Raw genomic sequence first — 13,691 nt, forward strand, 5'->3', positions numbered from 1 at the left:
AGCAAGGGAGAAAGCAACGAACCCCACCCCGGCCCTCCCCTTGATAGGGGAGGGAGCAATGGATCTTGCCCCACTCCTCCCTTTGGCAAGGGAGAAAGCAACGAACCCCACCCCGGTCCTCCCCTTGATAGGGGAGGGAGCAATGGATCTTGCCCCACTCCTCCCTTTGGCAGGGAAGAAAGCAACGAACCCCACCCCGGCCTTCCACTTGATAGGGGAGGGGGCAATGGATCCCGTCTCATGCCTCCCTTTGGCAGAGGAGGGGGCAACGGATCCCACCTCATGCTTCCCCTTGGCAGGGGAGAGCAAGGCTGATCTCGCTATATGTCACCCCTCTCGATTCCAGTCTGACCCCTTCGCCAGACAGGGGATGGCAGTTCACCTCCCCCTTGTGAAGGGGGAGGCCGTGAGGGGGTTGCCTGTGTGGGCCAAGCGAGGGGCCGGTGTGCAAATTTGCTCTCAAGTTTGCACGCAAGCCCCTTGATATTTGAAAGGCCAACCCCATCTAGCTTGGGAATCTGTTCAACCCGACGTTTTGAGGACTGGTCGATGACCCAAAGTGTTCACGCCGAAACCCACGGCTTTCAGACTGAAGTCAAACAACTGCTGAGCCTGATGGCTCACAGCCTCTACTCCAACAAAGAAGTATTCCTGCGCGAGCTGATTTCCAACGCCTCCGATGCGGCGGACAAGCTGCGCTTCAAGGCGCTTTCCGATGCCTCTTTGTTCGAAAACGACGGCCAGTTGCGCGTGCGCCTGGTGGTGGACAAAGAGAACAAGACCCTGACCATTTCGGACAACGGCATCGGCATGACCCGTGACCAGGTGATCGAGCACCTGGGCACCATCGCCAAGTCCGGCACCGCCGAGTTCTTCAAGAACCTCTCCGGTGACCAGGGCAAGGATTCCCAGCTGATCGGCCAGTTCGGGGTGGGCTTCTACTCCGCCTTCATCGTGGCCGACAAGGTGACCGTGGTCTCCCGCGCCGCAGGCACCGCGCCGGAGCAGGGCGTGCAGTGGGAATCACAAGGGGAAGGCTCCTTCACCGTGGCTGACGTGACCAAAGCCGGTCGCGGCACCGACGTCATCCTGCACCTGCGCAGCGATGAAGAGGAGTTCCTGGACGACTGGCGCCTGCGCTCCGTGGTCAGCAAATATTCCGACCACATCAGCGTGCCGGTGGAGATGTTCAAGGAGGGCACGCCGGATCGGGAAGAAGACGGTGAAACCATCGTCGGCACCCCGGGGGAGTGGGAGCAGGTCAACCGCGCCACTGCGCTCTGGACCCGCAACCCGAAGGACATCAAGGACGAGGAGTACCAGGAGTTCTACAAGCACGTCGCCCACGACTTCGAAGATCCGCTCCTGTGGGGTCACAACCGGGTGGAAGGGGCTCAGGAGTACACCAGCCTGCTCTACATCCCGGCCCGTGCGCCGTTCGATCTCTACAACCGCGAGCAGAAGCACGGCCTGAAACTCTACGTGCAGCGCGTCTTCATCATGGACGACGCCGAGCAGTTCATGCCGACCTACCTGCGTTTCGTCAAAGGGGTGCTGGACTCCAACGATCTGCCGCTCAACGTCAGCCGTGAAATCCTGCAGGACAACAAGGTGACCGCCTCCCTGCGCAAGGCCTGCTCCAAGCGCGTGCTCACCATGCTCAACAAGCTGGCGAAAGAGGATGGCGAGAAGTACGCCAAGTTCTGGAGCGAGTTCGGCAATGTGCTCAAAGAGGGCCCGGCCGAGGATTACGCCAACCGGGAAGAGATCGCGAAGCTCTTGCGCTTTGCCAGCACCGCCGGCGAGGGCGAAGCCCAGACCGTGTCGCTCGAGGATTACGTTGGCCGCATGAAGGAAGGTCAGCAGAAGATTTACTACATCACCGCCGACTCTTATGCCGCTGCCAAGAACAGCCCGCACCTCGAGATCTTCCGCAAGAAGGGCGTCGAAGTGCTGCTGATGTGGGAGCGGGTGGACGAGTGGCTGATGAGCCACCTGACCGAGTTCGACGGCAAGCAGCTGGTCTCCGTCACCCGTGGCGAACTGGATCTCGGGGATCTGGAAGACGACGCCTCCAAGCAGGCGCAGGAAGAGGCCGAAAAAGCCAACGCCGGTCTGGTTGAGCGGGTCAAGAAGAGCCTCGGTGAAGCGGTGAAAGAGGTGCGCGTCACCCACCGTCTGACCGACTCGCCGTCCTGCATCGTCACCGACGCCCACGGCATGAGCACCCAGATGATCAAGCTGATGCGCGCCGCCGGTCAGCCGGTGCCGGAGCAGAAGTACATCCTGGAGCTCAACCCCGACCATGCCCTGGTGAAGAAGCTCGGCACCATCGAGGATGAGAGCCTGTTTGGCGAGTGGGTCTCCCTCCTGCACGAGCAGGCCCAGCTAGCGGAGCAGGGCGGCCTCAATGATCCGGCGAGCTTCGTCTCCCGTATCAACCGTCTGCTACTCCAGGCGTGATGTGATTGTGATTGGCCCACTGCATGACAGTGGGCTTTTTTTTGGGTTCATCGCGGCTTTCCGGGGAAGGCCGCCTTGATTTTCAGAAAAAAGTATTCTGAGTCCCTAAATCCATATGCCATACGCTTTATCACTTTGATCTTGTTGTTCACCCCTTCCAGCACACTCGTGTGCATCGGGTAGTTTGCACTCGCCAGGATCCCCCGCATATATTTCGATAAATTTCGACCAAATCGTTGCAGCGGCGCTAGCCCGCTTTCCTTCACCTGCCGCATCCAGCTCCGCCATCGTCGCCATCCTTCCCACACGCTCGGCGCATACCAGATGCCCTTCAACGCCTCTTTCAGCACGTACACCATCGCCAGCGGTTGATTCGCCGCCAACAGCTCCTGCAACTTCACATCCTGTTTTTCACTCAGCTTCGCCCGATTACGTAGCAGCAACCAACGCGCACTTTTGACCACTTTTCGCGCCGGTTTATCGCTTTTCAGTGCATTCGCCTGCTCCACTCGCACCCGGTCCACCACCTCTCGGCCATAGCGAGCCACCACGTGGAACAGGTCGTAGACCACCTCCGCCTGCGGGCAGTGTTGCTTCACCTCCAGGTCGAACGCCGTGTTCATGTCCATCGCCACCGCCTCAATCTGCTGGCATCGCTCGCCGAGCTGCTCGAAGAAGGGACGGATAGCGGCCCGGCTGTTGCCGTGCCCCACCCACAGGACGCGGGTTCGCTCGGCATCCATGATCACGGTGGCATAGCGGTGTCCCTTGTGCAGGGCAAACTCATCCATCACCAGCCGCCGCACCTCCCCAAGTTCGATGGTGCCCACACTGGTCTGCAAACGGCGCTTGTCGATCTCCTTGATGGTGTGCCAACCGACCCCGGTGAGCTGGCTGACATGGCGGATGGGGAGGTACTGAACGAGCGCTTCAATCCAGCACTGCATGCGCCGGGTGAGGCGGGAGCCAGAGGGGAGCCAGTCGATATGTTCACTGACGCGACCACAGCGCAGACAGTCGACGCGGCGAACAGGCAGTTGTAACCAGACTTGTCGGTCAAATAGGTCTCGCTCACGCACCCGGCGGATACGTTGGTCGTGGATCAATGGCGTGGGTTGCAGGCATCGGCGACAACGGGGCAACAGGTCGGCGCGAGGCTCAAGGGTAAACAGGGTGTGATGGTTGGCAGAAAGCGCTTGGGCGATGACGGTATAACCTGGCCAGAAGGAGGCAATATCAATATGATGCACGGCGACAGCAGGGTGATGGTGGTGGTGTGTTTGGAGACAGCCAGTTTACCAGCACCCTGTCTGTCAACTTCCACTTCCCCAAGATCCCGCGAAGAACCTTTTTTTGGCCGTTCCCCTCTGGTGCGCTGCTGCATTTTCAATCATTTTTCGTGGTCGTCGTCTGCGTCTTTGGTCGCAGAGACGGGGCGGGAGTGTGGTGATAATCTGGCCACTCACACGGGGCGAGCTTGTTAATACGGGCGAAAACGTGTAGTTTTTTGCCTTCTCAAGAATTGAATAACCAATCAACTAGGAGCGTGTATGCGCATTGTTCTGTTGGGAGCTCCGGGCGCCGGCAAGGGTACCCAGGCTCAGTTCATCATGGAAAAACACGGTATTCCGCAGATCTCCACCGGCGACATGCTGCGTGCGGCGATCAAGGCGGGTACCGAGCTGGGCCTCAAGGCCAAAGCCGTGATGGACGCAGGTCAGCTCGTCTCCGACGACATCATCATCGGCCTGGTCAAAGAACGCATCGCGCAACCGGATTGCGCCAACGGCTTCCTGCTGGACGGCTTCCCCCGCACCATTCCCCAGGCGCAAGCCATGAAGGATGCCGGTGTGACCGTGGACTTCGTGCTGGAGTTCGACGTGCCGGACGAAGAGATCGTCAAGCGCATGAGCGGCCGCCGCGTGCACTCCGGCTCCGGCCGTACCTACCACGTGGTGTTCAACCCGCCGAAAGTGGAAGGCAAGGATGACGTGACCGGCGAGGATCTGGTGATCCGTGCCGACGACGAAGAGACCACAGTGCGCAAGCGTCTGGATGTGTACCATCAGCAAACCGCGCCGCTCATCGGTTTCTACGGCAAGGAAGCGGAAGCGGGCAACACCCGTTACGTCAAGATCGACGGCACCCAGCCGGTGGATCTGGTCAGCCAGCAACTGGCCGCCATTCTCGGTTAAGCCATTCAGGGCCGGCAGGACGCAGCCGTTCGCCGGCTGGCGACGAGGGTGAGAAAAGGGTCCATACCGGGCCCTTTCTTGCATTCCATTCCCACGACACAGAACGACAGGATGCTAACGTGACCACGAAAACCGGGATCTTGCTGGTCAATCTGGGTACCCCGGCCGCGCCGACCACGGCGGCGGTCAAGGCGTTTCTCAGCCAGTTTCTGCACGATCAGCGGGTCGTCGACCTGCCGCGCTACCTCTGGTGCCCCTTGCTTCACTTCATCATCCTGCCGACCCGCTCCCCCAAGGTGGCCAAGCTCTATCAGCAGGTGTGGACCGAGCAGGGCTCCCCCCTGATGGTCATCAGCCAGCAGCAGCGCGCGGCCCTGGAGCACGAGCTCAAGCGGGAAGGGGTCGAGGTGCCGGTGGCGCTCGCCATGACCTATGGCGCCCCGTCGCTGGCCGATGGCTGGCAGGCCCTCAAGGCCCAGGGGGTCAACCGGGTGATCCTGCTGCCGCTCTATCCCCAGTATTCGGTCAGTACCACCGCCTCGGTGTTCGACGCCTGGGCCAGGGCGATGAAAACCGAGCGCAATCTGCCGGTGGTGCGGCTCATCCGCGATTACCATGCCCACCCGGAGTACATCCAGGCGCTGGCCATGAGCGTGCGTCGCCACTGGGAGCAGCACGGCCAGGGGGAGCATCTGCTGATGTCCTTCCACGGCATTCCCGAGCGCTACGAGCGGGAAGGGGATCCTTATGGTCATCAGTGCAGACGCACCGCCGCCCTGCTGGCGGAGGCGCTGGGGCTGGCCCCGGAGCAGTGGACCGCGAGCTTCCAGTCCCGCTTTGGCAAGGAGGAGTGGCTCAAGCCCTACACGGACCTGACCGTGGCCGAATTGCCCTCTCGCGGCGTCAAGCGGCTCGATGTCATCTGCCCGGCCTTCTCGGCGGATTGCCTCGAGACCCTGGAGGAGATCCAGGTACAGAACCGGGAGATCTTCATGGCCGCCGGTGGCGAGCAGTTTGAATACATCCCGGCCCTCAACAGCGATCAGGCCCATATCCGCATGATGGTTTCCCTCATCTGTCGCGAGCTGGCATGATGGCCGTTCTCATCCGGTGCCCGACGTGGCGGACGTTCGGATTCAACGATAAAGGAGTGTCCTGATGATGCATATCACGCTGATTTACGCCGGCCTGCTCGGGCTCTTGTTCCTGCTGCTCTCCTTCTGGGTGGTCAAGCGCCGCGCCCAGTTCAGGGTGATGATAGGGGAGGGGGAAGCCCCCGAGATGCTGGCCGCGATCCGCGCCCACGGCAACTTTGCCGAGTACGTGCCCCTCACCCTGCTGCTGATGGCCCTGTGCGAACTGGCGGGGGTCGGGGCGCTCTGGCTGCACCTGGGCGGTGTGCTGCTGCTGGTGGGTCGCATCCTGCATGCCATCGGCATCCAGATCCCCAGGGCTCCCAACATGCCGCGCCTCTTCGGCACCCTCTTCTTCTGGCTGTCGCTGGGAATGTTCTCGGTGCTGGCCCTGGTGCAGGGGCTCTCGGCAAGCTGAATGTCATCCCGCAAAACCACCCCGCCACGGGGTGGTTTTTTGTGGCAGCCAAGTCAAACGTTTTCCTCACAAGCCCTTGTCTATACTGACCTCAAAATTCAATCGTGCGACTTTTCGGCGTGGTGGATTGTGTTAAAATCCCGCCCCTCTTTTCCCCAGAGCACAGAAGATTGCCATGAAATTTCCCGGTCAGCGCAAGTCCAAACACTACTTCCCGGTCGACAGACGTGATCCCCTGATCCCGCAGAATTCCCAGCTCACCGAACTGGGCAAGGCCTATGTAGTGGGCATCGATCAGACTCTGGTGGATATCGAAGCCCATGTGGACGAAGACTTCCTGAACCGGTACGGCCTGAGCAAGGGCCACTCCATGCTCATCTCCGACGAGGTGGCGGAGCTGGTCTACGACGAGCTCAAGGCCAACAACATGGTGGTGAGCGAATTTGCCGGCGGCACCATCGGCAACACCATGCACAACTACTCCGTGCTGGCGGACTCCCACTCCATCCTGCTTGGCGTCATGAGCCAGGACATCCGCATCGGCAGCTATGCCTACCGCTATCTGTGCAACACCTCCTCCCGGGTCAACCTCGACTACCTGCAGCCGGTGGACGGCCCGGTCGGGCGCTGCTTCACCTTCATCACCGAAGGGGGAGAGCGCAGCTTTGGCATCAACGCCGGCAAGATGGATCACCTGGATGTGGAGCACATCCCCGAGACCATCATCAAGGAGGCCTCGGCCCTGGTGATCACCGCCTATCTGGTGCGCGGCGCCGACGGCACGCCCATGAAGGAGGCCGCCATGGCCGCGGTGCGCTATGCCCGCGAGGCCGGGGTGCCCGTGGTGCTGACCCTGGGCACCCGCTTCGTCATCGACGAGAATCCCCAGTGGTGGCGCGATTTCATCAGCGAGAACGTGACCGTGCTCGCCATGAACGAGGACGAGGCGGAGGCCCTGACCGGGATAAAGGATCCCCTCGGCGCGGCCGACAAGGCGCTGGACTGGGCGGACATGGTGCTCTGCACCGCCGGCCCCATCGGCCTCTACATGGCGAGCTACACCGACGAGGACTACAAGCGCGAGACCACCCACACCCTGCTGCCCGGCGTCATCCCCGAGTTCAACATGTACGAGTTCAGCCGCCCCATGGCCCGGGACAAGTGCCGCAAGCCTGCGCGTATCTACTCCCACATCTCCCCCTACATGGGCGGGCCGGAGAAGATCAAGAACACCAATGGGGCAGGGGACGGTGCGCTGTCCGCCGTGCTGCACGACATGGTGGCGAACGCCTACCACCGCATGAACGTGCCGAACTCCGCCAAGCATCTCTCGGAATTCCTGACCTACTCCTCTCTGGCCCAGGTGTGCAAGTACGCCAACCGGGTGAGCTACGAGGTGCTGGCCCAGAGCAGCCCGCGCCTTTCCCGCGGGTTGCCGGAGAAGGAAGACAGCCTGGAAGAGGTGTACTGGGAGCGGTGATACCTCTTCCTGTCGACCACGAGAAAGGGTGCCACTGGGCACCCTTTCTTGTTTTTGGGGCTGGATCATGTTTTTGGCATCGCTTTTGCTGACATCGTGGACAGCCCGCGTCGCGGCGGCATACCTTGTGTTAAGGATATGTAGCTGCTGCGGGGCGAGGGTATGTTGAGACAATGGAGTATCGGTCGGCGTCTGTCGCTGGTGACCCTGATGGTGCTGGCGCTGCTGGGACTGCTGCTGTTCTTCTGCCTGCAGATCTATCAGCAGGGGTTGATGGGGGAGAAGAGCCGCCAGACCCAGGCCCAGGTGGAGACCGCCTACAGCCTGGTGGCGGGGCTGGAAGCCAGGGTGCGCAAGGGGGAGCTGGACGAGGCGAGCGCCAAGGCCGAGGCGCTGGCGCTGATCAAGGGGTTGCGTTACGGCAACGATGACTACTTCTGGATCAACGACAGCCACCCCACCATGGTGATGCACCCCATGAAACCCGAGCTGGACGGCAAGGATCTCTCCGGGGTGGAGGACAAGCAGGGGCTCAGGCTGTTCGTCGCCTTCGCCGATCTGGCCCGGGCCCAGGGCGCGGGGGAGGTGGCCTACTACTGGCCCAAGCCGGGGGTGGACGAACCGGTACGCAAGATCTCCTACATCAAGCGCTTCGCCCCCTGGGACTGGATCATCGGCACCGGCGTCTATGTGGACGACGTCGAGGCCCAGTACCGGGAGGTGCTGCACACCCTGCTGGGGATCGGGCTGGTGCTGGCCCTCCTGCTGTTTGCCGTGGTCGGCCTCATTGTGCGCAGCATCGTCGTGCCCCTCTCCCGCTCGGTCTCGGCCCTTGGCAACATCGCCAGGGGGGAGGGGGATCTGCGGGTACGTCTGCCGGAGTCGGGGCGTGACGAGCTGAGCCAGCTCAGCATCAACTTCAACCTCTTCGCCAGCCAGATGGCGCAGCTGGTGGCCCGCAGCCAGCAGATAGCGGATCAGAACCGGGTGCATGCCCACCAGCTGGCCGAGGTGGTGGAGCGTACCGGCGCCATCGTCACCGGCCAGGAGCAGGATACCCTGCGGGTGGCCAGCGCCATGGAGCAGATGACGGTGAGCAGCCGTGAAGTGGGCCAGCACGCGGCCCAGGCCGCCGACGCGGCGGATTCGGCCCTCAATCTGGCCCAGCATGGCCGCGAGGTGGTGGTCCAGACCCGGGAGTCCATCAGCCAGCTGGCGGACGAGATGGTGGAGACGGTACAGGCGGTGAGCCGCCTCGAGCAGGAGACTCAGCAGATTGGCTCCGTGCTCGACGTCATTCGCGGGGTGGCGGAGCAGACCAACCTGCTGGCCCTCAACGCCGCCATTGAAGCGGCACGGGCCGGGGAGCAGGGGCGCGGCTTTGCGGTGGTCGCCGACGAGGTGCGTACCCTGGCGACCCGCACCCACAGCTCCACCGACGAGATCCGGCAGATGATCCAGCGGCTGCAGGAGGGGGCCGGCAAGGTGGTCAGCGGCATCAGCCAGTTGCAGCAGCTCTCCCGCGCGACGGCGGACAGGGCCGGCGATGCGGATGTCGCCATCAATGCCATCGATGGATCCGTCCACACCATTACTGCCATGAATGGGCAGATTGCCACGGCGGCGGCGGAGCAGAGCCGGGCGGCGGAGGAGATCAACCAGCGGCTGGTGGCCATCACCCAGCTGGCGGCGGATGCCCTGGCCCAGAACCGGCTGACCGAGCAGGCATCCGGGCAACTGGCGCTGGCCTGCGACGAGCTGGGGGCCCTGGTGGCGAAATATCGCATCTGACGGCCTTTCTCCCCGCTTTTTCGGGATAAGGCTTGAGTCTGGGGGGCTTTTGGGACACCATCTGCCCCATTCTCGGCCAGCCCTGGCCGACAGCCTGCCATTGCTTTGCAAGAGAGAGACCCCATGAGCAAACTAACTGACAATCTTGACGCCAATTTCCAGCTGTTCATCGAAGAAGTCCGCGAGTCGGGTCAGGTGTGGGGTCTGCGCTACGGTGAAGACTGGGTGGTGTGCCGCTCCGCCGAGTTCGAAGATGCGGACGTGATGCCGCTCTGGTCCGCCGAAGGGGATGCCCGCCTGCACTGCGTGGACGAGTGGGCGGATTACGAGCCGGAAGTGATCGAGCTCGAAGAGTTCCTGGACATCTGGATCAACGATCTGGACGAGGACGACGTGCTGGTCGGCCCGAACTGGAACGCCGATCTGGAAGGTCAGGAGCTCGAGCCCATCGAGCTGGCCAAGGCGCTGGTGGAACTGGACGCCTGAGTCAGCCGTGCTGCCGGATTGTGATGAACCGGCCCCCTTCGGGGGGCCGGTTTTTTTATGGCCGCCATGGGCCATGAAAAGGCGATTTGCCTTTGCACCCGTCCCGGGGATGGGTCATCATCAACCCTTTGCCGATCGGGAGGTGCCATGTTTGTCTTTGACGTGACCACGAAGGCGGGGGCGCAGGGGAGGATCCAGGTGCAGGCGCTGGACTGGAGCCAGAGCGGCCCGGTGAGCTTTCAGTGTGACAGCGACGAGCTGGCCCTGGTGCTGCTGAGCGGGTGCCGCTGCGATGCCGTGGGGTACTTCAATCTGCTGGGGGGCTGCAAGCCGCTCTACGTGGAGCAGTGGCTCACCTATTTGCAGGAGCGTGGCCAGCTGGAGAAGGTCACGGCCCGCCAGGAGAGCCCGTCCCAACCCGATTACCTGACCCGGGCCGGGCTGGCGGACGACGAGCTCAATGCCCTGCTCGGCCAGATCTACAAGGTGGCCGGGTTCAACCGCCTGCAGATCAACCGCTACCTCAAGCATCGCCACAACCCGACCATGCTGGCGACCCGTTACGATCAGAAGGAGCTGGAGCGCTATCGCCAGCTCAACGACATCATTCTGACCCTGTTGAAGCTGAAACCGTCTCCGTGAAGATCCCCATCTGACCGATCTCCGGTCCCAGCTCCTGGGGCCGGGCGATGAGGTAGCCCTGCAAGCCGTCCACATACATGCTCTGCAGCATCTGCTTCTGGCCTATCTGTTCCACCCCTTCTGCGATCACCAGGCAGCCCATGCGATGGGAGACGTCGACGATCATCCGCACGAACTGCTGATTGGTGAGATCCTGCTCCAGCTCGGTGATGAGACCGGGATCCAGCTTGATGTAGTCGGGTTTGAGCTCGCGAAACAGGCTGAAGGAGCCGATCCCCTTGCCGAAGTTGCAGATGGCCGAGCGGCTGCCGTGGCGCCTGAGCAGCTCGAACAGCCGCCTGGACCCGGTCAGGTTGCGCTCCAGGTGCTCCTCGTCGAGCTCGAACACCAGGTTGGCCCCGATGTCGGGGTCTTTTTGCAACTGGTGATCCAGCCAGATGAGAAAGGCGCTGTTTTGCAGCAGGGAGCCCGGCAGATTGAGACCCCATCGGCTGTTGTGGCCTCCGAAGGCGCGGTATTGGCGGATGACGTGGCGGATCACCATCTGGGTCAGGCGCAGTACCATGTCCAGCCGCTGCGCCATGGCGAGCAGGGTATCGCTTGGCAGCACGGTGCCGTCGCTGCTGCTGAAACGGGGATAGATCTCGTGATAGGCGAGCATGCCGCGATGCAGGGGCTGGATGGGCTGGCAGGTGAAGCTGATGCTCTCCTGTTCCAGCAGCTCGGTCAGCACCTGGGTCCAGTGACGCTGACCCTGCACCTCGACCACCTCGTCGTTCTGCTGGATGGCCCAGCCATTGACCACCTCTGTCTGGGCACGGGCCAGCGCGAGATCCGCCCGGGCCAGAATGGCCTCTATCTTCTGCTCGCTGCTCAGGCGGGTCATGCCCGAGTAGGCGGCGCTCTCGAGCTCGTGATCGTGCTGATAGCGATCGAAGGCGAGCTTCAGATCCCGTCCCAGCAGATGGGGCGGGATCTGGGCCAGGGGAGGCAGCAGGACGGCAAAATCGGCCCCCGAGATGCGATAGACCCGGTGGCCCGGGAAGCGGCTGACGGTGTGGCTGATGAGGGCGGCGATGTCCCGGATGTAGGCATCCCCGGACTGGAAGCCGCGCTGGGCGTTGAGGGTCCCGAGCTCGGTGGCGCGGATAAGCACCAGGATGGCGGTCTGGGTATTTTCCTGTTGCAGCAGCTCGGTCAGATCGCGCCGGAAGGCGTGGCGGTTGCCAAGGCCCGTCATCTCGTCCCGGGTCGCCTGATTGTGCAATTCGGTGATCTGGCGGTGGGCATCGATCTCGGCCTCATTGAAGGACGCAAGGAGCTGGCGCAGAGCCGTTTGTGCCTGTACGCTGTCGAGCATGGCGGGATCCCGCTGCTGCAGCGCCAGCAGCCAGCGTTGCTCCTGCCTCGCCTTTTCCCCACGGCGCACGCTGTGGGTGAGAAAGAGCAGCAGGGCGAATCCCGTCAGGGTGGTCATCAGGACCAGCAGCAGGGTGAGCGGTGAGGCGGGGGAGGCGAGCAGCACTCCCTGCAACAGCAGCATGGGAATGCAGACCAGTGCGCTGACCAGCAGCAGGTTTCCCTCATGTTTATTCAACATCGTTTCATCCTTGATGATGTTCATGATGTAGAAATTCTAACCAAGTCGCTGGCGCAAAACATGAGTACTCACGCAACTCCACGATAAAGCGCCGGCGGAATGCAACTAAATGTGAGTGAAAACACTTTCATGGTCTGTAAAAAAAGCGAAGATGGGTTGAAAACAGCCCCAACAGAGCAGAGGTAGATATGTTGCTAGAACCCGTAGACACCGCCAAAGCACGGCAACTATTGAATCAGAGTATGGCCTTGGTGCTCGCAGGGGGACGGGGCAGCCGCCTGAAGCAGTTGACCGATAACCGCGCCAAGCCCGCCGTCCACTTTGGCGGCAAATTCCGTATCATCGACTTCGTGCTCTCCAACTGCATCAACTCCGGCATCCGCCGGGTGGGTGTGGTGACCCAGTACAAGTCCCACAGCCTGTTGCGCCACCTGCAATCGGGCTGGTCTTTCCTGCGCTACCAGATGAACGAGTTCATCGACCTGCTGCCCGCCCAGCAGCGGGTGGACGAGGTGCACTGGTATCGCGGCACCGCAGACGCCATCTACCAGAACGTCGACATCATCCGTGACTACGGTCCCAAGTACATCGTGGTGCTGGCAGGGGATCACATCTACAAGATGGACTACGCCGCCATGCTGCTGGATCACGTGCGCCTCGGTGCCAAAGTGACGGTGGCCTGTATCGAGGTACCGCGCTGCGAGGCATCGGCCTTCGGCGTGATGGACATCGACGAGCAACGCAAGATCCGCGCCTTCGTGGAGAAACCGGCCAATCCGCCCGCCATGCCGGGCTGTGAGGATCGCTCGCTGGCCTCCATGGGCATCTACATCTTCGAGGCGGAGTACCTCTACCAGTTGCTGGAAGAGGACATCCACAACCAGGAGTCCAAGCACGACTTCGGCATGGACGTGATCCCGCGCATCGTGGGGGAGGGCAAGGCCTTTGCCCACCCGTTCAACATGTCCTGTGTCGGGGCCAAGGAGGGGCAAAAACCCTACTGGCGCGACGTGGGGACCCTGGATTCGTTCTGGGAGGCGAACATGGACCTTGCCTCCGTGGTGCCCGAGCTCGACATCTATGACGAGAACTGGCCCATCTGGACCAGCCAGAACATGTCGCCCCCGGCCAAGTTCGTGCAGGACAGAAACGGCCAGCACGGCATGACCATCAACTCCATGTTCGCGGGGGGCTCCATCGTGAGCGGCTCCTTCGTGCTCAACTCGGTGCTGTTCACCAACGTGCGGGTACACTCCTTCTGTACCCTGGACCAGGCGGTGATCTTCCCCGGGGTCGAGATCGGGGCTGGTTGCCGCTTGCGCCGGGTGGTGGTGGACAAGGGGTGCAAGCTGCCAGACGGCCTGGTGGTGGGGGAGAATGCGGACGAGGATGCACGCCGCTTCTACCGCTCCGAGCAGGGCATCGTGCTGGTGACCAAGCCGATGCTGGCCAAGCTCGGCTAACCTCGTCGACACAGACAAAA

The 13,691-nt window shown here is 62.1% G+C and carries 11 protein-coding genes; 9 read left to right on the plus strand and 2 right to left on the minus strand.

What is annotated here, in order from left to right:
• Positions 1 to 549: 549 nt before the first annotated feature.
• Positions 550 to 2,463, plus strand: a complete 1,914-nt coding sequence (gene htpG, locus I6L32_RS15485) for a molecular chaperone HtpG (RefSeq protein WP_069784832.1) — start codon at positions 550 to 552, stop codon at positions 2,461 to 2,463.
• A gap of 47 nt (positions 2,464 to 2,510) precedes the next feature.
• Here htpG and I6L32_RS15490 read toward each other — a convergent pair whose 3' ends face one another.
• A complete protein-coding gene (locus I6L32_RS15490; RefSeq protein ID WP_084865641.1) occupies positions 2,511 to 3,713 on the minus strand; it encodes an ISL3-like element ISAeme19 family transposase in 1,203 nt (400 codons plus the stop codon).
• A gap of 300 nt (positions 3,714 to 4,013) precedes the next feature.
• Here I6L32_RS15490 and adk point away from each other — a divergent pair, with 300 nt between their 5' ends.
• The 7 genes from adk (at position 4,014) to I6L32_RS15525 (ending at position 10,608) form a co-directional block, all read left to right on the plus strand.
• Positions 4,014 to 4,658 carry an adenylate kinase gene (adk, locus tag I6L32_RS15495; protein ID WP_010674422.1) on the plus strand — a complete coding sequence of 215 codons (645 nt, stop codon included), beginning with the start codon at positions 4,014 to 4,016 and terminating at the stop codon, positions 4,656 to 4,658.
• A 119-nt stretch (positions 4,659 to 4,777) separates the two neighbouring features.
• On the plus strand, positions 4,778 to 5,752 hold the full coding sequence (gene hemH, locus I6L32_RS15500) for a ferrochelatase (protein WP_042863721.1): 975 nt from the start codon (positions 4,778 to 4,780) through the stop codon (positions 5,750 to 5,752).
• A gap of 64 nt (positions 5,753 to 5,816) precedes the next feature.
• A complete protein-coding gene (locus I6L32_RS15505) occupies positions 5,817 to 6,209 on the plus strand; it encodes an MAPEG family protein (protein ID WP_104455791.1) in 393 nt (130 codons plus the stop codon).
• Between the two features lie 175 nt (positions 6,210 to 6,384).
• Positions 6,385 to 7,689, plus strand: a complete 1,305-nt coding sequence (locus I6L32_RS15510) for an inosine/guanosine kinase (RefSeq protein ID WP_069784835.1) — start codon at positions 6,385 to 6,387, stop codon at positions 7,687 to 7,689.
• A gap of 162 nt (positions 7,690 to 7,851) precedes the next feature.
• Positions 7,852 to 9,480: a methyl-accepting chemotaxis protein gene (locus tag I6L32_RS15515; RefSeq protein ID WP_039038910.1), complete on the plus strand. Its 1,629-nt coding sequence runs from the start codon at positions 7,852 to 7,854 to the stop codon at positions 9,478 to 9,480.
• Positions 9,481 to 9,603: 123 nt separating this feature from the next.
• The gene (locus I6L32_RS15520; protein WP_010674427.1) at positions 9,604 to 9,966 is read left to right on the plus strand and encodes a DUF2750 domain-containing protein; all 363 of its coding nucleotides are present in this window, start codon (positions 9,604 to 9,606) and stop codon (positions 9,964 to 9,966) included.
• A 147-nt stretch (positions 9,967 to 10,113) separates the two neighbouring features.
• On the plus strand, positions 10,114 to 10,608 hold the full coding sequence (locus I6L32_RS15525; protein ID WP_010674428.1) for a hypothetical protein: 495 nt from the start codon (positions 10,114 to 10,116) through the stop codon (positions 10,606 to 10,608).
• Here the strand turns inward: I6L32_RS15525 and I6L32_RS15530 are convergent.
• Complete coding sequence (locus I6L32_RS15530; RefSeq protein WP_216944130.1) at positions 10,571 to 12,208, minus strand: EAL domain-containing protein; 1,638 nt, start codon at positions 12,206 to 12,208, stop codon at positions 10,571 to 10,573. The two genes, I6L32_RS15525 and I6L32_RS15530, sit on opposite strands and share 38 nt — an antisense overlap.
• Positions 12,209 to 12,396: 188 nt before the next feature.
• Here I6L32_RS15530 and glgC point away from each other — a divergent pair, with 188 nt between their 5' ends.
• Complete coding sequence (gene glgC, locus I6L32_RS15535; protein WP_039038908.1) at positions 12,397 to 13,671, plus strand: glucose-1-phosphate adenylyltransferase; 1,275 nt, start codon at positions 12,397 to 12,399, stop codon at positions 13,669 to 13,671.
• The last annotated feature ends 20 nt before the right edge of the window (positions 13,672 to 13,691 follow it).

Source organism: Aeromonas sp. FDAARGOS 1402 (assembly GCF_019046925.1).
Taxonomy (GTDB): domain Bacteria; phylum Pseudomonadota; class Gammaproteobacteria; order Enterobacterales; family Aeromonadaceae; genus Aeromonas; species Aeromonas caviae.

What these genes read in the sequence shown, in the direction of transcription:
- htpG (WP_069784832.1), top strand. Translation starts at nt 550, where the DNA reads ATGACCCAAAGTGTTCACGCCGAAACCCACGGCTTTCAGACTGAAGTC.
- adk (WP_010674422.1), top strand. Translation starts at nt 4,014, where the DNA reads ATGCGCATTGTTCTGTTGGGAGCTCCGGGCGCCGGCAAGGGTACCCAG.
- I6L32_RS15505 (WP_104455791.1), top strand. Translation starts at nt 5,817, where the DNA reads ATGATGCATATCACGCTGATTTACGCCGGCCTGCTCGGGCTCTTGTTC.
- I6L32_RS15510 (WP_069784835.1), top strand. Translation starts at nt 6,385, where the DNA reads ATGAAATTTCCCGGTCAGCGCAAGTCCAAACACTACTTCCCGGTCGAC.
- I6L32_RS15515 (WP_039038910.1), top strand. Translation starts at nt 7,852, where the DNA reads ATGTTGAGACAATGGAGTATCGGTCGGCGTCTGTCGCTGGTGACCCTG.
- I6L32_RS15520 (WP_010674427.1), top strand. Translation starts at nt 9,604, where the DNA reads ATGAGCAAACTAACTGACAATCTTGACGCCAATTTCCAGCTGTTCATC.
- I6L32_RS15525 (WP_010674428.1), top strand. Translation starts at nt 10,114, where the DNA reads ATGTTTGTCTTTGACGTGACCACGAAGGCGGGGGCGCAGGGGAGGATC.
- I6L32_RS15530 (WP_216944130.1), bottom strand. Translation starts at nt 12,208, where the DNA reads ATGTTGAATAAACATGAGGGAAACCTGCTGCTGGTCAGCGCACTGGTC.
- glgC (WP_039038908.1), top strand. Translation starts at nt 12,397, where the DNA reads ATGTTGCTAGAACCCGTAGACACCGCCAAAGCACGGCAACTATTGAAT.